We start from the raw sequence: 18,430 nt of genomic DNA, 5'->3' as shown, positions 1-18,430 counted from the left end.
CCGCGGTCTAATTTCATCACATGATGAAAAACGCGGTGGGTTGCCGGGACGTCGTGGTGGTGCGCGGCGACCGGGAGGTCCTGCACGGGGTCGGGTTCGACCTCCGGACCGGGACGGTGACCGGGCTGCTCGGTCCGTCCGGCTGCGGCAAGACGACGCTGATCCGGGCGATCGTCGGGCTGCAGGCCAAGGTCACGGGCGACATTTCCGTCCTCGGTCATCCCGCCGGAGCGCCGAAGCTGCGTGGCCGGATCGGCTACGTCACCCAGGAGCCCAGCGTGTACGGCGATCTGAGTGTCGCCGAGAACCTGCGCTTCTTCGCGGCCGTACTCGGTGTGCCGGTGGAGGATGTGGACCGGGTCATCGACGCGGTGGACCTGCGCAGTCACGCCGACGTCCGCGTGGATCAGCTGTCCGGCGGTCAGCAATCGCGGGCCTCGCTCGCCGCGGCCCTGCTCGGCAGTCCGGACCTGCTCGTCCTCGACGAGCCGACCGTCGGCCTGGACCCGGTGCTGCGGCGTGACCTGTGGCGACTCTTCCATGAGCTTGCCGACGCCGGCGCGACACTGCTCGTCTCCAGCCACGTCATGGACGAGGCGATCCGCTGCGACCGCCTGCTGCTGATGCGCGACGGCGACCTGCTCGCTGACGACACCCCGCAAGCCCTGCTCGACTCCGTCGGCACCGACGACATCGAGCAGGTGTTCCTCACCCTGATCGACCGGAAGGCAGGTGCGCGATGACACTGCGGGTCACCTTGGCCGTCGCCGCGCGGGTCCTCGCCCAGCTGCGCCGCGACCACCGCACCGTCGCGATGCTGATCGTGCTGCCGGCCTTGCTGGTCAGCCTGATGTGGTGGATGTTCACCGACTCCCCAGGCACCTTCGACCGCTTCGGCGGACCACTGCTGGCAGTGTTCCCGTCCATCATCATGTTCGTCGTCACCTCGGTCGCGACCCTGCGCGAACGCTCCACCGGCACGCTCTCCCGCCTCTTCACGATGCCGATGGGCAAACTCGACTTCCTGCTCGGCTACGCCCTGGCGTTCGCGCTGATCGCCGTCGTCCAGGCACTCGTGGTCGTGTCGATCGCGCTGTATGCCCTGGATCTCGACATCCGTGGCGACGCATGGCAGCTCGGCGTGGTCGCCGTACTCGACGGAGTCCTGGGTACGGCGCTCGGGTTGTTCGCGAGTGCCTTCGCGGCGACCGAGTTCCAGGCGGTCCAGATGATGCCGGCCGTGATGATCCCGCAGATCCTGCTCTGCGGCCTGCTCGTCCCACGCGACCAGCTGCCCGGAGTGCTGCACGCGATCAGCGACGTGCTTCCGTTGTCGTACGCCGTCGACGCCGTCACCGGAGTTGCTAGAGGCAACGGCTTCGGCGAGGGCGCCGGGATGGACGCCTTCGTGGTGATCGCCTTCATCCTGGCGGCCCTCGGTCTCGGCGCGGCCACGTTGAGACGCCGTACGGCGTAGGTGGCGCCCGCGTCGGCTCGCACGGACCGGAACGGGTTCCCCATCCGCGTGGGGAACCCGTCGGGTCAGTGTGAGATGACCTTGATGACCTTCCCGGCCTTGTCGTACGCCGTGATTTTGAGTGGCGACACCTTGTTCGCGTTGCCCGGCTTCTGCCAGGAAACCGCGAACCAGCCGTCGTCGACCGGAACCTCGTGGCCCGGGCCCGGACCCAGTTGGAGCACGATTCTGCTGGCATTCGAAGCCACGCGCCCCCAGCCGGCGAAGGTCGAACCCCCGCCGCCGCCGGCGAACAGATCCGCACGCCGGGACGCTGTTGCCGGCGTGAAGATCGGGTCGCTCTGGTCGAGCGAGTCCAAGGTCACGAACATGGAGTTGGCTCCGGGACCAGCCGGCCCCGCCGGCCGAGTCGAGCTCAGATAACAGGCGACCGCCTTCCGTCCGGACGGCGACACTGCGACCAGGACCGACCCGAGAGACCTGGACTGATCGGACGCCATCACCTTCCACCCGGTCAGATCGACCCAGAGTTGCACCGAACAGTTCCGCAGTTGGCCGGCCACGCTGGTCGGCAGCGGATCCTGTGCCGCGGCAGCTACCAAGGCCGCCGACGGCTTGTCTCCGCCGGGAACCTTGCACCACCGGACCTCGGCCGTCTCCCCGATCTTGATGTCGTACAACACCGTCCGCCCGGACTCGGTGTTGCTTCCCAGCCGCAACGGCCGCTTCTCCCCCGGATTCCGCAGGGCGCAGCGGCGCGCGGCCTCCGCCTTCGTCACCGGCTGGTCGGCGCCTGCCTCGCCCCGAGGAACGCCTGGCACCGGTTCGAACAGCGATTGCTCGGCCTGATGGTCAGCGACCTGCGGCTGGTCCCCGGCCGAGCCGAGATCGGGCAGCAAGCTCGCGGCAAGTGCGACCACGGCCATGCCGGCGATCGCTCCGCCCGCTGTGAGGACCTTGCGGCGCCGCCGTCCCCGGCGACCGCGGGCCAGGAGTTCCGCTGGGTCGAACGGGTCCAGCGGCTCGGCTTCGGCCAGTCGGCGCAGTTCCGCGCCGACCTCCCGTACGTCTTCCATCTCGTTCTCCTTCACAGCGCGCGGCTCGCCTGTCGCGCCCGGTCGATGGCCTGCCGGAGAGTGTCGAGTCCGCGTGCCGACTGGCTCTTCACCGTGCCCGTCGAACAGCCGAGGATCTCCGCGGTCTGCTCGACGGACAGGTCCTCGTAGTACCTCAGGACCACACAAGCCCGTTGTCGCGGCCCGAGGCCACGCAGTGCAGCCAGTACTTCGTTCCGGTCGGCATGCCCGGCGGCGAAGTCGTCCTGGGCCACCCGGTCCGGCACCTCGGCGATCGAGACCTCCCGGCGCCAAGGCCGTCTGCCGCCGTCGTACGCCGCGTTGACGACCATCCGGCGGACGTACCCGAACGGATTTCCCACCCGCTGCACCTTCGGCCAGGACAGGTACAGCTTGTAGAGCGCGTCCTGGACGACGTCGTCCGCCGTGTGCCGGTCTCCGCAGATCAGGAACGCCGTCCGTCGCAGCGACGGGCTCGCCGCTGCGACGAACTCCACGTACTCCTGGTCCCGATCCGCCATCTGGTGCCTCCACTCTCCATGTCCCGCTCAAGACGGAAGGCCCCGACGTCCGGGTTGCACGCCGAACGGTCCGGTTGCGCGAAAGTCGTATGCGCGGGGGAGCGCGATCCGCCTATCGTGACGTGGCATGTGGTCTCAGGTTCCGCATCCGGCTGATCGGGCCCAGGCGTGGGCGGATTGTGATCCGGACTTGCGCACGTACGTTCTCGACTCTGTCGATGCGATCGACCTTCGGACCGTCGGCGTGTACGTGCATGGTTCCTTGGCGATGGGCTGCTTCTACAGGGCGAAGAGCGATGTGGATCTGCTGGTCGTCGTACCCGAAACGCTCACCGAGGCCGAGCGCGGGCGGGTTGCGCGCACGCTCGCCCAGCGGTCGGAAGGTCGGCCGATGCTCGGTGATCTCGAGCTCTCGGTCCTCACTGTTGCGCAGGCGGCGAAGCACGAGCACCCGCGGCCTTTCGAAGTGCATTACTCGGCCGCTTGGACTGCTGACATCATGGCCGACCGCGTGGACTACACGAGTTGTCATCGTGACCCGGACCTTGCTGCGCACATCACGGTCGTGCGCCGACGAGGTGTCGTTGTGAGCGGCCCGCCGCCGACGGACGTGTTCGCCGCGGTGCCTCACAGCGACTATCTGTCGGCGATCACGGCGGATCTTCAGGACGTTCTTGCCGGAGACAACCTCTTGTCGGCGCCCTACTACGGCGTGCTGAATGCCTGCAGGGTCCTGGCGACGGTCGAACTCGGACCGGGCACTGTGCTCAGCAAGGAGGAGGGAGCCCTCTGGGCCCGCGACATGCTCCCGACCGAGCATCGGCCCCTCGTCGAGCAGGCGCTCAACTGCTACCGCAGCGCCCGCCCCGTCACAGCCACCCAACGAGCCACCGACGGCCACGACTGGGACACGACCGCCCTGCTGACATTCGGAGAAATGCTCCGCGCACGAATGTGAGTTTGCACGCGCGCGGATCTACTCGCCGGGCGGCGGGAGCGTGCGTAGGGCGGGCGCGTGGGGGGCTCAGCCGGAGAGGTGGGAGACGTTGTGCCAGGCGGGGTCGGGGGTCACGGCGACGGTGACTTGGCCATGGGGCCAGCCGGTGGTGGCGGCTCTGAGTTGTTCGCCGGCGGGCGTCGTGCCGTCGACGTAGTAGTGCAGGATCCTTGTCCCGGCTGACGTTTCGTGGGCGAGGAGGTGTCCGGAGCCGCCGAGGCGGGCGGTGAGGTGGTCTTCGAAGTGGCGGAGTTCGTCGAGCATGTCCGACTCCGGCAGGCCGTCCTCACGTCGTACTGGATAGCCGATCGACACGGCAGCGTGGGTGTCGAGATGCGGGCGGCGGATCGAGCGGAGCGGGTATTCGGCGGTGGCGATGACGCGGTGACCGCCCCGGGTGCCTTCGAGCATCTTCCACGCCGGGCTGCCGTCCTCGAGGGTGTGGGCGGACGCGAACGACGCTACGGCGGGCAGCAGGGTTCCGATCGGCTTCGCGTCGGCGGGGGCTTCGGTGAGGGTGTCGATCGCGCCGACCCAGGTCTCGACCATCTCCTCGCCGAGGACCAGGTCGAGCATCAGGAACGTGACCCGCCGCCGGACGTCGACCGGCAGTTGGGGGAAGACGTGGTGATGCACGCCGACGTGGATCGAGGAGGCGTCGGGGTCGACGGTCACCACGGCCTCGTCGATCGCGACCGGCGGCAGGCCCTCGAACCGGATCGTGAAGGCCGGTCCGGGTCGGCGCAGGTCGGCGTACTCCCAGGTCTGGTCGGACGGCGGCGCGGCCCGCAGCCAACGCCGGGCGGTCGCCCGCAGGCCGGGGTCGCCGGCCGCGGTGACGATCAGTACGTGTTCGGCGTGCAGGCCGGGTCCGAGTTCCCACTCGAGGTCGGGGTGGATCCGGCCGAGGTGCTCGGTCAGTACGGCGCTCGCCCCGCCCGGCTGCTGCCGGGTGATGGCGTCGGCGACCTGTGCGGACCCGGATTCGGTCCACCAGGACCAGAACGCGCCGATCGGGTCGGCCTCCCCGGCACTCCGCTTGCGACGCTTGAAGATGGGCATACCCGCATCCTCTCCCGACCCCGGGTGCGGGCACGGGCTGTAACCGGACCAGTGGTGCCGGTGGTGTGGTCCCGGACACACGATTGGCGAGCGCTCGGTTCAGGCGCGTAGCCTGCTGACACCACTGGCATTGCTGTGACCTACGGGCCGGGTGGGTTGATGAGGAGGAACACGTAGTGCTTCGGCGAGTCCTGCTGGGCATGTCCCGCAGCCCCCAGATCAAGAAGGCCGTTTCGTCGCTCCCGGTGTCCAGTGGCATCGTCGCGCGGTTCGTGGCCGGCGAGACGGCTCCGGAGGCCGTGCTGGCCACCGAGAAGCTGGTCAGCAGCGGCCTGTACGTCACCCTCGACCACCTCGGTGAGGACGTCACCGACCTGGCCGCGGCGACCGCGACCGCGGACGCGTACCTCGACCTGCTGCGGCAACTGTCCGACGCCGGCCTGACCAGGAACGCCGAGGTCTCGGTGAAGCTGTCCGCGGTCGGCCAGGCGCTGCCCGGCGACGGGGAGAAGATCGCGCTGGAGAACGCGCGGACCATCTGCCACGCGGCCCGCAACGCCGGTACGACGGTCACTCTGGACATGGAGGACCACACCACCACCGACTCCACCCTGAGCATCCTGCGCGAACTCCGGCAGGACTTCCCGGAGACCGGCGCGGTGCTGCAGGCGTACCTGCGCCGGACCGAGGCGGACTGCCGCGACCTGGCCTACGCGGGTTCCCGCGTCCGCCTCTGCAAGGGTGCGTACAAGGAGCCGGAGTCGGTCGCGTTCCAGGACAAGCGCCAGGTCGACAAGGCGTACGTCCGGGCGATGAAGATCCTGATGAACGGCGCCGGCTACCCGATGATCGCCTCGCACGATCCGCGGCTGATCGCGATCGCCGGTTCGCTCGCCGACCGCGCCAACCGCAAGCCGGGCAGCTACGAGTACCAGATGCTGTACGGCGTCCGCCCGGAGGAGCAGCTCCGGCTGGCGTCGTACGGCCACACCGTCCGCGTCTACATCCCGTACGGCGAGGACTGGTACGGCTACCTGGTTCGCCGGCTCGCCGAGCGACCGGCCAACCTCCAGTTCTTCGCCCGCTCCCTGATCAGCAAGAAGTAGCCGGAATCCCGGTTGGTGGGCAGGCGGCTCAAGATCCGGGCAGTTCGTCAGTAACCTGTGGGCATGACTAGTCAGGTGGCCATCCTCGGGGCCGGTGTGATGGGGGAGACGTTGCTGTCCGGGCTGATTCGGGCCGGGCGGCGACCGGAGGAGCTCCTCATCACCGAGCGCCGGGAGGAGCGTGCCGCCGAACTGCGCGAACGGTACGGCGTCGACGTCGTGTCCAACGTGGACGCGGCCTCGAAGGCGGAGACTCTGGTTCTGGTGGTGAAGCCGCAGGACATGGCCGACCTGCTCACCGAGATCGCTCCGGCGGTCCAGCCGTCGCAGACGGTCGTCTCGATGGCGGCGGGGGTGACCACCGGTTTCATCGAGTCGCGGCTGCCGGAAGGCGTCGCCGTGGTCCGGGTGATGCCGAACACCCCGGCTCTGGTGGACGAGGGTATGGCGGCGATCTCCCGCGGGGCGCACTGCGACGAGAGCCATCTCGAGCTGGCGGAGAGCCTGCTCGCGGCGACCGGCCGGGTGGTCCGGGTGCCGGAGAAGCAGCAGGACGCGGTGACCGCGATCTCCGGGTCCGGTCCGGCGTACCTGTTCTTCGTTGTCGAGGCGATGATCGAGGCCGGTGTCCACATGGGTCTGCCGCGGGGCACCGCGACCGAACTCGTCGTACAGACGGTGGTCGGCAGCGCGAAGCTGCTGCGCGAGACCGGTGAGCACCCGACCGTACTGCGCGAGCGCGTAACGTCTCCGGGCGGTACGACGGCCGCCGCCATCCGCGAGCTCGAGGACCACAAGGTCCGCGCCGCCTTCCTCTCCGCCATCGAAGCAGCCCGCAACCGCTCGCGCGCACTGGCTGCCGAGTAACGTCATCCCCTTGGCCGGCGTTATTGTTGGCGCCGCAGTTTCCTGCCGTGACCAAGGGATGAGTCGACTATGGTCCCGCCCATGAGTAATCGTTCGGAGCAGGACAGCCCCGAGCACGTCAGCCATGCTTCGGTGCAGGCTGCCTCGCCGCCCGCCGCCGCGGCGGTGCCGGAGCTGCCGTGGCGGGTGCCGTTGGATCCGGCGCCGTGGTGGGCCTGGGCGTTGTTCGTCACGCCGTTCGTCGCCGTACCGGCGCTGAACTCCTGGCTCTGGATGGGCGCCCGCGACATGCTCGCCGTCGGCCTGCTCACGATCATCGGCGCCTCCGTCGTCCGCGTCGCGGGCGGCGTGGTCCTCTACCGGGTCGTGCTGACCCGGACTGCCGTCAAGGCCCGCACCAGCATGCTCATCCGCAGCCTGGCCTGGCAGGACGTCGACCGGATCGACGTCGGCGACGACCACGTCGTACTGGTCCGCGGCCAGGACGAGAACGAGATCAACGGCATCCCGCGGGAACGCACCGCCGAGGTGGCCGCCGTCATGGAGGCCCTCCGCCGCCGGGCCGCCGACCTCCCCGCCCGGCACCACCGCCCCCGCCCCGGCATCGGCACCCTCCTGGTCCTCACGTACCTGATCCTCTCGATCGGCGCCTTCCTTATCCGCTGGCAGATCGTCTGAGCCGCAAGCACCGCAAACCTGCCCGGCGGGAAGAGGTGCTAGCCGAGCTCTAGCGTCGCGACCACCGGCCAGTGGTCGCTCGGCAGCCGGCCGCCCGGGCGGAAGTGGGAGACGGCCGCCTCGACCACTCTCCAATCCGCGGTCACGAGGATGTGGTCGATGCGGTCGCCGTCCTCGGCGCCGGTGAAGTCGTGCCAGCTGCCACCGGCCTCGATCGGTACGGCGTTCCGCAGCCCTGCGGCCGTCAACGCCTTCAGCGGCGGCGAGTCCGGCGTCGCGTTCAGGTCGCCCATCACGATCCACGGCAACGAGCCGACGATCCAGTGGGCGATCAGCCGCGAGGACTGCAGTTGCGCGACCTCGCCGGCGTGGTCGTAGTGCGTGTTCGCGACGCCGATCGTCGTACCGTTGCGGTGCCGCAACCAGACCAGCGTCGCGATCCGGGTCAGGTCCGCGTCCCAGCCGACCGATCCCGGCGTACCCGGGTCGTCCGACAGCCAGCGGGTCTCGTGCTTGTCCACCTGCCAGTCACCCGGCCGGACCAGGACGACGGAATGCTCACCGGCGCTCATCCCGTCGTCCCGGCCAACGCCGACGATCTCGTACCGCGGGAACCGCCAGCGCAGGTACTCGAGCTGGTCGGGCAGCACCTCCTGCAGCCCGACCACGTCGGCGTCGAGGTGCTCGATCGCCGCCACCGTCGCGTTCCGCCGCACCGGCCAGGCGTTGTCGCCGTCCGGCGCGGAGGAGTTGCGGATGTTGAACGTGGCGGCGCGAACCTTCATGGCGCCGATCCTGCCAAACCGGCCGCCGCCCGCTCGGACCCGGCCAGCCCCATCGCCCGCTCGGCCGCGTGGAGTCGCGGCGTACTCGCCTCGATCGCCCGGTCCCGGCCCTGGGCGAGCAGGTCGTCGATCGCTCCCGGGTCGGTCGCCAACCGCGCGTACTCCTTCTGCAGCGGCTCGATCACGCTCAGGACCGCATCCGCGACGTCCTGCTTCAACGCGCCGTACGACGAGTACGACGCCGCGAGCGCCACCGGATCGCCGTCGGTGCAGGCGGCCAGGATCTCGAGCAGGTTGGTGACCCCGGGTTTGGCCGCCTCGTCGTGCCGGACCTCGTTCTCGGAGTCGGTCACCGCGCGCATGATCTGCCGCCGGATCACGTCCGGCGGGTCGAGCAGCCGGATCGTGCCGATCGCGTCGTCGGCGTCGGACTTGCTCATCTTGGTGGTCGGATCGGCCAGGTCCTTGACCCGGGTCGCCAGCACGGCCTTGGCCAGTTGCGGTACGACGAACGTCTCGCCGTACTCGCGGTTGAACCGGATCGCGATGTCCCGCGCGAGCTCCACGTGCTGGTCCTGGTCACCGCCGACCGGGACCTGTTCGGTGCCGTACAGCAGGATGTCCGCGGCCATCAGGCACGGATAGGTGAACAGCGAGGCGCGGGTCATCGGCCGGCCCCGGCCCTTCTCCTTGTACTGGATCATCCTGGAGAGCTCCCCGACGTACGACGTACATTCCAGCAGGTACGCCAGCTGGGCGTGCGTGGGGACGTCGGACTGGACGAACACGGTGCCTTCGGGGACGCCGGCCGCGAGCATCAGCGTGGCGAACTCGCGGGTCAGCGCGGCGAGTCTTCGGGGATCGTGTTTGGTCGTCATCGCGTGCAGGTTCGCGACGAAGTAGAACCCGTCGGGGTCGGTGAACCGACGCAGGGCACCGAGGTGGTTGCCCAGGGTCAGCCGGCCGGACGGGGTGATACCGGACAGCGAGGTCATGGCTGTGTCCTTTGGTGTGTGAAAGCCCCACCGAGGACACGAAAAAGGCCGCCTCGGCGAGGCGGCCTCGTGGATGCGTGCGAACACGCCGGGTGGACCGCCCTAGGCGGCCCACCACAGCTGCAAGTTCGTGTTCACGCGATCAGGGTAGCGGGTGACAGTCACACCACGCCAGCATGTCAACGACCGGGGCGGTGGGGTGGGGAAGGAATTCAACGCAGCGTGAGTGACTGGACGATCAGCTCGTTGCGGGCGTCCTGACCAAGCGGTACCGAGGGGTGTACGCCGTCGCGGAGGTAGTTGGCCAGGCGGTACGGCTTGATCCAGAGCCACTCGGCCCAGCGGATGATCCGCAGGTTCGGGTACTTCTCCTGCGCGTCGTACAGCTGCATGTTGAGCCACGAGCTGTTGCGCTGGTCGGCGAGCTGCACGGCAGCGGTCTGGGCCTTGCGCACGACCTGGATGTTGACCCAGAACAGTGTCCGGTTCTGGCCGACGATGCTCATCGCCCGGTCGACCTGCGCCGCGAACTTCGGCGGGTCGAAGATGTCGTTCGACCCGCTGGCCATCAGGATCCGCCGCGGCAGGCCGTACCGTTCCGCCCACTCCTGCAGGGCGTCGACCGCGCCGGAGGTGGGCCGGCTGGACCAGTTGTGCACGGCCAGCTGACTACCGTCGCGGCCCAGCAGGCGCGTCGCGAGCGCTTTCCCGTCCTGCACGGAGATGCTGTCGCCGAACATGTACACGCCGTTGGTGTCCCGGACGCGCTGGATCTGCGCCGCGGTCGAGATCGCCCGGGTCGCGGTGGCCCAGGAACCGAGTACGCCGGAGCCGTAGGGCCCGCCGGAGGTGGCGGCTGCCGCTTCCGTCGCAGTCGCGGTGGAGACGGCCACGGTCGAGGCTGCCACTGCGGCCCCCGCCGTGAAAATCTGCCGTCGATTGGGTCTCATCGAGCTCGCGGACTTCCTCACGGGACGGAACTGTGAGGCCTGACGGCTACTCAGCGCAAGTCCGTTTGCCATCGTTGCAGCAACCTGCCGCAGGCGGGAATCGGGCGCGGAGCGTACAGGACTAGACCGCGATTGGTAACCCTGCGCAACCGAACCGCAGCCTGGTTTGCAGCATCCTGCAAATTCTGTAACACCTTGCAGTCCCCGCCCGATAGACCGTCTGCAGGGCCACTTGTGACTCGCAGTAGCCAACTCGACCTGGTCGACCCGCCTGCGGGGACTGTGTGTCGACCGGCAACCCGGACCCTGCGGAGGTGGCCGGCGCGGCCAGGAGGGGTGCCGCGCCGCCCGCTCTCCTCGTGGCTCGATCGTGGTGGGCGCCGGGCTGAGGCCGAGGTGCCAACGCGCCGAGAGGGCTAGGGTCGGTGCATGAGCGGTGAGGCGATGCTGGTCTTCGACGAGGGTCTGACGGCGTACGACTTCGGTCACGGCCATCCGATGAGTCCGGTCCGGGTGGACTTGACGGTGCGCCTGGCCCGGGCGCTCGGCGTACTCGACCAACTGAAGGTCGTCCCGGCCCCGGTCGCCGACGATGCGCTGCTCGGCACCGTGCACACCGCCGAGTACATCGCCGCGGTGAAGCGTGCGGGTGAGGATCCCGACCGGCCGGATCCGGCACACGGGCTCGGCACCGAGGACACGTACTGCTTCCCGAACATGCACGAGGCATCGGCGCACGTGGTCGGCGCCTCCGTCGAGGCGGCCCGGGCGGTCTGGGACGGCGACGTCGTACACGCCGCGAACATCATCGGCGGCCTGCATCACGCGATGCCTGACTCGGCCAGCGGATTCTGCGTCTACAACGACCCCGCGATCGCGATCCGGTGGCTGCTCGACCACGGCGCCGAGCGGGTCGCGTACGTCGATGTCGACGTCCACCACGGGGACGGCGTCCAGGCGGTGTTCTACGACGACCCGCGCGTCCTGACCGTGAGCCTGCACGAGTCGCCCACCACGCTGTTCCCCGGCACCGGAAGCGCGGGTGAGACCGGTGGGCCGGGTGCGGAGGGGACGGCGGTCAACATCCCACTGCCACCGGGGACGGGTGACGCCGGCTGGCTGCGGGCGTTCCACGCGATCGTCCCGGACGTGGTGCGGGCGTTCCGGCCGTCGGTGCTGGTCACCCAGCACGGGTGTGATTCGCATGTCGAGGATCCGCTGGCCCATCTGACCAAGACGATCGACGGGCAGCGGGCGGCGTACCTGGCGCTGCACGATCTCGCGCACGAGGTCGCCGGCGGCAAGTGGGTCGCCACCGGTGGCGGTGGCTACGCGATCATCGACGTCGTACCGCGGGCCTGGAGTCACCTGCTCGCGATCGTGGCGGGCCGCCCGATCGACCCGGAGACGCCGGTGCCGGAGTCGTGGCGCGAGGACGTCCGGATCCGGTACGCCCGGGTCGCGCCGCTGCGGATGACCGACGGCCGGGACGCGTCGTATGCCGACTGGTCGACCGGCTACAACCCGGACACCTGGCTGGACCGCTCGATCAAGGCCACCCGCGACATCAGCTTCCCGCTGCTCGGCCTCGACCCCTCGTATTGAGTCACACGAGACACCCTCTTTCCCATTCGTACCAACAGCCACTACGCTCGTGGCATGCACGGGCGGAGGTGCCGGAGGGGAAGCCGGCGCACGATCCGTGCTGGAAGTGCGGTGCGCAATGGCATCAAAGAAGTCCGGTGGTGAGCAGCCGCTTGCCGAGGTGAAGTTCCTGACCGTGGCGGAGGTCGCCACGGCCATGCGCGTGTCCAAGATGACGGTGTACCGCCTGGTGCACTCCGGTGAGCTGCCCGCCGTGCGGGTGGGTCGTTCGTTCCGGGTCTCCGAGGATGCCGTGCACGACTACCTCAAGGGCGCCTTCTTTCAAGCCGGATAACCACGAGATGCGAGGCGGCCGGATCCCTCGGGACCCGGCCGCCTCGCTACGCCTGCCTCGCAGTCAGCGTTTCAGGAGGTCGCGGATCGCGGTGGTGATCTCCGCCGGGGCCTCCTCGGCCATGAAGTGTCCGGCGGACGTCGTCCGGTGGTCGAGGTCTGCCGCCCAGGCGCGCCAGAGCGCCGCGGCGTCGAAGCCGAGTGCTGCGCCCCAGTCCTGCTGGATCACGCTCACCGGCATCCGCAGTTTGTTGCCTGCGGCAAGATCTTCCTGGTCGTGCGTGACGTCGATCGTGGCCGAGGCGCGGTAGTCCGCGACGATCGACGGTACGGCGGCCCGGCAGGCGTCCAGGTACGCGGCGCGGACGCCGGCCGGGATCGCATCGTCGTCCTTCGCCCACAGGGTCAGGAAGTGGCCGAAGAAGTCGTCCGCGGCGGCCGTGATCATGGCCTCGGGCAGGCCGGGCGGCTGTGCCATCAGGTAGAGGTGGAACCCGACGGCGGCGCTGGTCCCGTGCATCACGTCCCACGTGTCCAGAGTCGGCAGGACGTCGAGGCACAGCAGGTGCGTGATCGCCTCCGGGTGGTCGAGGCCGGCGCGGAAGGCCACGAGTGCGCCGCGGTCGTGCCCGGCCAGGGCGAAGGTGGTGTGGCCGAGTTGACGGGCCACTGCCACGACGTCGGCTGCCATGGCTCGCTTCGAGTAGCCGCCTACCGGCTTGTCGCTCGCGCCGTACCCGCGGAGGTCGGGGCAGATGACAGTGTGATCGGCGGTCAGATCGGCGGCGACGTGGCGCCACATCAGATGGGTCTGCGGGAATCCGTGCAGCAGGACCACCGGCGTACCCGAGCCGCCGACCGCCACGTGCAGGGAAACCCCGTCCACGCCGGCGATGCGCTGGTAGTCGAATCCGTTGAGCTTCATGCCCGCCAGGCTCCAGGATGCGAATGAGCAGTGGATGAGCGCTACCGTGGCCGGGTGGAATTCGGGGTGCTCGGGCCGGTGGTGGCCTGGGACGACGCCGGGCGTCCGGTCGCCCTGAAGGGACCGCGGCACCGGGCCGTGCTGGCCCGGTTGATCGTCGCTCGTGGTCGCGTAGTGCCGGCGGCCCGCCTCGTCGACGATCTGTGGCTCGACCCGCCGGACGGGGCATTGAGCGCCGTACGGACCTTCGTCGCCTCGTTGCGACGAGCCTTGGAACCGGACCGGCCACCACGGACACCGGCCCGGCTCCTCTTGACCGAAGGACCCGGCTACGCGTTGCGGACAGAGGCCGTTGACGCATGGCGTTTCGAAGAGGCTGTAGCCGCCACTCTGCCTGCGGGGGAGCTGCTGCCGGTGTTGGCGAAGGGCTTGGCGCTGTGGCGCGGCCCTGCATATGCCGACTTCGCCGACGAGGACTGGGCGCAGGCAGAGCGCTCACGGCTCACGGAGTTGCGGCTACGGGCCGTGGAGCGCCAGGCCGAGGCTCAGCTCGCGCTGGGCCTGGCCGCTGAGGCTGTGCCCTACCTTGATGCTCATGTGACCGAGCATCCGTGGCGCGAGGAGGCGTGGCGGCTACTGGCCCTCGCGCTCTACCGGACCGGTCGTCAGGGCGACGCTCTCGCGGTACTGCGTCGTGCGCGCTCGATGCTGATCAACCAGCTCGGTGTGGATCCTGGTACTGCGTTGAGCCGACTGGAGACCGACATCCTCAACCAGGCCGAGCACTTGGAACCCGTGTCCGCCGGACGGGTCTGGGAGGAAGCGGCCGCGGCGTACGACCGGACTGTGCGAGCCGGTGCGCGTGCGCGGCTGGAGTCGACGGTGGGGCTGCTGCGGAACCTCGCGGTGACAGGAGGCGGTGGACTCGAGGCCGCACGGCGTCACCGGCTTGCAGCGGTCACTGCGGCCGAGGAGCTCGGTGATCCCGGCCTGACGGCTCGCGTGATCGGTGCATACGACGTACCGGCGATCTGGACCCGGTCGGACGACGAGGCCCAGGCTGCGGCGATCGTTGCGGCGGCTGAGCGGGCTCTGCGCACGCAGCAGCACCAGGCGACGCGTGCTCGGTTGCTGGCGACGATCGCCTTGGAATCGCGGGGATCGAGAGCTCCCCGGGCCGCGGCAGCGGCTCGCGAGGCGGAGCAGCTCGCCCGTGGACTCGACGATCCCAGGCTGCTCGCGTTCGCCCTCAACGGTGTCTTCATGCAGAGCTGCCGCAGTACCGGCCACGCGCCGCAACGCGATGCCGTCGGCGCCGAGCTCATCGCCCTTTCACAACGCCATGACCTCTTCACCTACGAAGTCCTCGGCCATCTGATCCGCCTGCAGGCCCGCAGCGCGTTGGGCGACTACTCCACAGCCGACCACCACGCAACGGCCGTCGACGCACTGGCCGCCCGCCACGAGCTGCCACTGGTCCGCGTCTTCACCACTTGGTATCGCGCGATGCGTGTGGACACAGAGAAGGCGTATCGCGATGCCGCCGATTTGCTGGAGGGTGCCGGCATGCCAGGCCTGCAGGAAGGCTTGCTGCCGTTGGCGCTCGCTTGCCACCAGGTGCGGCAGGGGCAGCCGGTGGCGGATGCCGACTACGGGCCGTACGAGGCATGGGTCCGGCCACTCGTCTTCTTGTCGCAAGGGCGTCCAGTAGCCGTCGACAACATCCCGGAGCCACCGCCGGGCCTGTTGCTAGAGGTCCTGTGGTGTCTGACGGCTCACACCGCCCGAGAGATCGACGACAAGCAACTACTGACCAGAGCCCGCGAAGCCCTTGCCCCAGCCGGAGCAGAGCTAGCCGCCGGCTCAGCCCTCGTCACCCTCGGCCCGGTCGCCAACTACCTCTGACCCGAGACAGCCGCCTAGGTCCGCCGGGCACGGACCGCCAACGCGTGCGGGACCTCGAAGCCGCCTGGTTCTTCGAAGTGTTCGAGGGTGAGGCCCGTGCTGAGGAAGGCGTTCAGGTACTCGGCGAGGGGGACGTGGCGCATGCCGACGCGGCGGCGGATGCCGTCCTCGGCCCACCATGGCGAGGCCTCGTGCCAGCCGGGTGTCCGGTAGCTCGGATGGATCAGCCGGCTGCCGTCGTCGCCGTTGTAGACGACGTGCGGGCCGTTGAAACACGGATGGACGCCGTACGCCACCAGCACACCGCCCGGACACAGCACCCGCGCGGCCTCGCGCAGCACCTTGCCGAAGTCGTCCACGTCCGTCGAGACCCACAGCACCGTAGCGGTGGCGAAGGACGCGTCCGCGAACGGCAGTACGGCGGCGTCGGCGATCATCAGCGGGCCGTCGGTGCGGGTCCGGGCCACCCGGAGCTGGTCGGCCGAGTAATCCACGCCGACGACGCTGCGGCCGGTCGCGCGGATGGTCTCGAAGTTGCGCCCGGTGCCGCAGCCGATGTCCAGGCAGGGACCGGATCCGGGGCCGAGGAGGTCGAGCAGCCCCGGCTGGTGGGTCTCCGAACCGGCGACGAACCGGGTCTCGTACCAGTCGGCCAGACCGTCGTACCGAGCCTTCATCCCGACCTCCCCAGGTCGAGCCCAGCCTATCCGGCCGCCCGCTTTAGGCTCACGCCCTGACCTACAGGTAAGCTTTGCCGACGTTCTCTTTGAGTTTGGAAGGTCCACTGTGGGTTCCGTTATCAAGAAGCGCCGTAAGCGTATGGCGAAGAAGAAGCACCGCAAGCTGCTGAAGAAGACGCGGGTGCAGCGCCGCAAGCTCGGCAAGTAAGCATTTCCCGCCGCGCCCGGCGATCGACATGGTCCGGCGCGGTGTTGTGTGGGGTTGCTGTCTGGCTGGGGGTCACTCGTGGCACAGGTGGTGATGGTGACCGGCGTCTCGCGGGACGCCGGTGCTCGCTGTGCCCGGAGGCTGGCCGACGACCCGTCGATCGGCACGGTGCTCGGCGTCGACGTGGTTCCACCGCGGGCCGAGCTGGGCCGGGTCCGGTTCGTCCGGGCCGACATCCGCAACCCTGTGATCGCCAAGGTGATCGCCGCCGAGGACGTCGACACGGTCGTCCACACCGGCGTCGTGGCCACCCCGGGCAGTGCCGGCGGCCGGTCGTCGATGAAGGAGATCAACGTCATCGGCACCATGCAGCTGCTGGCCGCCTGCCAGAAGGCGTCCGGCGTGGCCAAACTGGTGGTGAAGTCGTCGACCACCGTGTACGGCGCGGGCCCGCGGGACCCGGCCATGTTCACCGAGGAGATGGCGCCGCGGGCGATCCACCAGACCGGGCTGAGCAAGGACGCGGTCGAGGTCGAGGGGTACGTGCGCGGCTTCGCCCGGCGCCGCCCCGACGTCTTCGTCACCACCCTGCGGATGGCGAACTGGATCGGCCCCAAGACCGACTCGCCGATCACCCGGTACTTCGCGATGCCGGTCATCCCGACGGTGTTCGGGTACGACGCCCGCCTCCAGTTCCTGCACGAGGACGACGGCGTCGCGGCGATCCACCACGCCACCGTCAACGATCTCCCCGGCACCTTCAACGTGGCCGGTGACGGGATCCTGATGTTGTCCCAGGCGATCCGCCGGCTCGGCCGGCCGGCCCTGCGGCTGCCACCGTTCACCGCGTCCAGTACGGCGGCCGTCGTCCGGCGGGCCCGGCTGGCGGACTTCTCGCCGGACCAGATCACCTTCCTGACCTACGGCCGGGCGGTGGACACGACACGGATGCGGACCGAGTTCGGGTTCGAGCCGTCGTACACGACCGCCGAGGCCTTCGACGACTTCCGCGACGCGATCGGACCGGGAGCCGTCTCGCAGGCATCCCGCCTGCTCGGCGCCGGACTGGGGGCGCTGCGTGGCTGACGCGGATGTGATCCCGATCGGCTCCGGCGGACGCCCGGGCCGCGGCAGTGGCCGCCGTACGACGCCGTCCGCGGCTGCTCGCGCGCTCGCCGGGCCCGGGGCCGGCCGTCGGCGGTCGGCGCCGGGCCCGCAGAAGAAGTCCGAGCCGACCGAGACACCTGCGGATCCGGCGAGCGCTGTCACCGACGACGTTCCTGTGACCGAGATCCCGGCGGCTGTCGACTTCGCCGGGCTCGAGCGAGTCGTCCATGATCTGTTCGGCGAGGAGGGGGAGCGGCGGGTCGCGGAGTGGCTGGCGTTCCTGCGGCGGCGGTTGACCGGGGACTACGAGGTCGACGAGTTCGGGTACGACGCCGACCTGAGCGACCAGGTACTGCTGCCGTTGCTGCGGCCGTTGGCGGAGAAGTGGTTCCGGGTCGAGGTTCGGGGCGTGGACAACATCCCGGACACCGGCGGCGCGTTGATCGTCGCGAACCACTCCGGGACGATGCCGCTCGACGGGCTGGTCACCCAGTTGATCGTCGCGGACCACGCGCACCGGCCGTTGCGGACGCTGGCGGCCGACCTGGTGTTCCAGACGCCGTTCGTGGGTGAGTTGGCCCGGAAGGGCGGCGCGACGCTGGCGTGCAACGACGACGCCGAGCGGCTGCTCGGGCGTGGTGATCTGGTCGGCGTGTGGCCGGAAGGTTTCAAGGGGATCGGGAAGCCGTTCAGCGAGCGGTACAAGCTGCAGCGGTTCGGCCGGGGCGGGTTCGTCAGCGCGGCGATGCGGACCGGGGTGCCGATCGTGCCGTGCTCGATCGTCGGGGCCGAGGAGATCTATCCGCTGGTCGGCAACATCGCGTCGCTGGCCCGGCTGCTCGGCGTGCCGTACATCCCGATCACGCCGTTCTTCCCGCTGCTCGGGCCGCTCGGGCTGATCCCGCTGCCGTCCAAGTGGCTGATCGAGTTCGGCGAACCGATCCGTACCGACGACTTCGCCGACGGTGCCGCGGACGACCCGATGCTGGTCTTCAACGTCACCGACCAGGTCCGCGAAACCATCCAGCAGACCCTGTACGCCCTCCTGATGCAGCGCCGCAGCGTCTTCTTCTGAGCCCTCCACGACGACGCCGACGGCGTCTTCGGCCGGCTGTCCGGACAGATAGAAGCCCGGCGCGGAGTGCGCCGGGCT

General features: G+C 69.5%; 20 protein-coding genes. 12 read left to right on the top strand and 8 right to left on the bottom strand.

Annotated elements, in window-relative coordinates:
* The first annotated feature begins 23 nt into the window (after window positions 1-23).
* Both ACYVOK_RS03000 and ACYVOK_RS02995 read left to right on the top strand, forming a co-directional pair.
* The gene (locus ACYVOK_RS03000; protein ID WP_460660654.1) at window positions 24-743 is read left to right on the top strand and encodes an ABC transporter ATP-binding protein; all 720 of its coding nucleotides are present in this window, start codon (window positions 24-26) and stop codon (window positions 741-743) included.
* Window positions 740-1,477, top strand: a complete 738-nt coding sequence (locus tag ACYVOK_RS02995) for an ABC transporter permease (RefSeq protein ID WP_460660653.1) — start codon at window positions 740-742, stop codon at window positions 1,475-1,477. The genes ACYVOK_RS03000 and ACYVOK_RS02995 overlap by 4 nt, the downstream gene beginning before the upstream one ends.
* A gap of 65 nt (window positions 1,478-1,542) precedes the next feature.
* Here the strand turns inward: ACYVOK_RS02995 and ACYVOK_RS02990 are convergent, their stop codons facing one another.
* Together ACYVOK_RS02990 and ACYVOK_RS02985 are read right to left on the bottom strand one after the other, a co-directional pair.
* Window positions 1,543-2,553, bottom strand: coding sequence for a hypothetical protein (locus tag ACYVOK_RS02990; RefSeq protein WP_460660652.1), 1,011 nt, complete (start codon window positions 2,551-2,553; stop codon window positions 1,543-1,545).
* An 11-nt stretch (window positions 2,554-2,564) separates the two neighbouring features.
* Window positions 2,565-3,074 (bottom strand): SigE family RNA polymerase sigma factor, encoded by a 510-nt coding sequence (locus ACYVOK_RS02985; protein ID WP_460660651.1) that lies wholly within the window; start codon window positions 3,072-3,074, stop codon window positions 2,565-2,567.
* Between the two features lie 127 nt (window positions 3,075-3,201).
* Between ACYVOK_RS02985 and ACYVOK_RS02980 the strand changes: the two genes are divergently transcribed.
* The gene (locus ACYVOK_RS02980; protein ID WP_460660650.1) at window positions 3,202-4,032 is read left to right on the top strand and encodes an aminoglycoside adenylyltransferase domain-containing protein; all 831 of its coding nucleotides are present in this window, start codon (window positions 3,202-3,204) and stop codon (window positions 4,030-4,032) included.
* 66 nt (window positions 4,033-4,098) lie between these two features.
* Here the strand turns inward: ACYVOK_RS02980 and ACYVOK_RS02975 are convergent, their stop codons facing one another.
* Window positions 4,099-5,133: a DUF695 domain-containing protein gene (locus ACYVOK_RS02975; protein WP_460660649.1), complete on the bottom strand. Its 1,035-nt coding sequence runs from the start codon at window positions 5,131-5,133 to the stop codon at window positions 4,099-4,101.
* 176 nt (window positions 5,134-5,309) lie between these two features.
* Here ACYVOK_RS02975 and ACYVOK_RS02970 point away from each other — a divergent pair, with 176 nt between their 5' ends.
* The 3 genes from ACYVOK_RS02970 to ACYVOK_RS02960 all read left to right on the top strand — a co-directional run bounded on the left by ACYVOK_RS02970 (window position 5,310) and on the right by ACYVOK_RS02960 (window position 7,784).
* Complete coding sequence (locus ACYVOK_RS02970) at window positions 5,310-6,239, top strand: proline dehydrogenase family protein (RefSeq protein ID WP_460660648.1); 930 nt, start codon at window positions 5,310-5,312, stop codon at window positions 6,237-6,239.
* 63 nt (window positions 6,240-6,302) lie between these two features.
* The gene (gene proC, locus ACYVOK_RS02965) at window positions 6,303-7,106 is read left to right on the top strand and encodes a pyrroline-5-carboxylate reductase (protein ID WP_460660647.1); all 804 of its coding nucleotides are present in this window, start codon (window positions 6,303-6,305) and stop codon (window positions 7,104-7,106) included.
* Between the two features lie 81 nt (window positions 7,107-7,187).
* On the top strand, window positions 7,188-7,784 hold the full coding sequence (locus ACYVOK_RS02960) for a hypothetical protein (RefSeq protein WP_460660646.1): 597 nt from the start codon (window positions 7,188-7,190) through the stop codon (window positions 7,782-7,784).
* Between the two features lie 38 nt (window positions 7,785-7,822).
* Here the strand turns inward: ACYVOK_RS02960 and ACYVOK_RS02955 are convergent, their stop codons facing one another.
* From ACYVOK_RS02955 to ACYVOK_RS02945, 3 genes are all read right to left on the bottom strand, one after another.
* Entirely contained in the window at window positions 7,823-8,569 is a 747-nt protein-coding gene (locus tag ACYVOK_RS02955) for an endonuclease/exonuclease/phosphatase family protein (protein ID WP_460660645.1), read from the bottom strand.
* Window positions 8,566-9,564 carry a tryptophan--tRNA ligase gene (trpS, locus tag ACYVOK_RS02950; protein WP_460660644.1) on the bottom strand — a complete coding sequence of 333 codons (999 nt, stop codon included), beginning with the start codon at window positions 9,562-9,564 and terminating at the stop codon, window positions 8,566-8,568. Before trpS ends, ACYVOK_RS02955 begins: the two co-directional genes overlap by 4 nt.
* A gap of 212 nt (window positions 9,565-9,776) precedes the next feature.
* A complete protein-coding gene (locus ACYVOK_RS02945) occupies window positions 9,777-10,472 on the bottom strand; it encodes an SGNH/GDSL hydrolase family protein (protein WP_460660643.1) in 696 nt (231 codons plus the stop codon).
* A gap of 471 nt (window positions 10,473-10,943) precedes the next feature.
* Here ACYVOK_RS02945 and ACYVOK_RS02940 point away from each other — a divergent pair, with 471 nt between their 5' ends.
* Both ACYVOK_RS02940 and ACYVOK_RS02935 read left to right on the top strand, forming a co-directional pair.
* Window positions 10,944-12,119: an acetoin utilization protein AcuC gene (locus tag ACYVOK_RS02940; protein ID WP_460660642.1), complete on the top strand. Its 1,176-nt coding sequence runs from the start codon at window positions 10,944-10,946 to the stop codon at window positions 12,117-12,119.
* A 118-nt stretch (window positions 12,120-12,237) separates the two neighbouring features.
* Window positions 12,238-12,453 carry a helix-turn-helix domain-containing protein gene (locus ACYVOK_RS02935; protein ID WP_012923942.1) on the top strand — a complete coding sequence of 72 codons (216 nt, stop codon included), beginning with the start codon at window positions 12,238-12,240 and terminating at the stop codon, window positions 12,451-12,453.
* 63 nt (window positions 12,454-12,516) lie between these two features.
* Here ACYVOK_RS02935 and ACYVOK_RS02930 read toward each other — a convergent pair whose 3' ends face one another.
* On the bottom strand, window positions 12,517-13,377 hold the full coding sequence (locus tag ACYVOK_RS02930) for an alpha/beta fold hydrolase (protein WP_460660641.1): 861 nt from the start codon (window positions 13,375-13,377) through the stop codon (window positions 12,517-12,519).
* Between the two features lie 54 nt (window positions 13,378-13,431).
* On the opposite strand from ACYVOK_RS02930, the gene ACYVOK_RS02925 reads away from it, so the two are divergent.
* On the top strand, window positions 13,432-15,282 hold the full coding sequence (locus ACYVOK_RS02925; RefSeq protein WP_460660640.1) for an AfsR/SARP family transcriptional regulator: 1,851 nt from the start codon (window positions 13,432-13,434) through the stop codon (window positions 15,280-15,282).
* Between the two features lie 14 nt (window positions 15,283-15,296).
* Here ACYVOK_RS02925 and ACYVOK_RS02920 read toward each other — a convergent pair whose 3' ends face one another.
* Window positions 15,297-15,959: a class I SAM-dependent methyltransferase gene (locus ACYVOK_RS02920; RefSeq protein WP_460660639.1), complete on the bottom strand. Its 663-nt coding sequence runs from the start codon at window positions 15,957-15,959 to the stop codon at window positions 15,297-15,299.
* A gap of 109 nt (window positions 15,960-16,068) precedes the next feature.
* On the opposite strand from ACYVOK_RS02920, the gene ACYVOK_RS02915 reads away from it, so the two are divergent.
* The 3 genes from ACYVOK_RS02915 to ACYVOK_RS02905 all read left to right on the top strand — a co-directional run bounded on the left by ACYVOK_RS02915 (window position 16,069) and on the right by ACYVOK_RS02905 (window position 18,352).
* Window positions 16,069-16,170 carry a 30S ribosomal protein bS22 gene (locus ACYVOK_RS02915; protein WP_008356322.1) on the top strand — a complete coding sequence of 34 codons (102 nt, stop codon included), beginning with the start codon at window positions 16,069-16,071 and terminating at the stop codon, window positions 16,168-16,170.
* A gap of 93 nt (window positions 16,171-16,263) precedes the next feature.
* The gene (locus ACYVOK_RS02910) at window positions 16,264-17,256 is read left to right on the top strand and encodes an NAD-dependent epimerase/dehydratase family protein (protein WP_460660776.1); all 993 of its coding nucleotides are present in this window, start codon (window positions 16,264-16,266) and stop codon (window positions 17,254-17,256) included.
* Complete coding sequence (locus ACYVOK_RS02905) at window positions 17,249-18,352, top strand: lysophospholipid acyltransferase family protein (RefSeq protein WP_460660638.1); 1,104 nt, start codon at window positions 17,249-17,251, stop codon at window positions 18,350-18,352. The genes ACYVOK_RS02910 and ACYVOK_RS02905 overlap by 8 nt, the downstream gene beginning before the upstream one ends.
* Window positions 18,353-18,430 lie beyond the last annotated feature (78 nt).

This window comes from Kribbella swartbergensis, assembly GCF_054784135.1.
The sequence above is the reverse complement of the archived record's forward strand: the minus strand, read 5'-3'. Positions and strand labels throughout refer to the sequence as shown.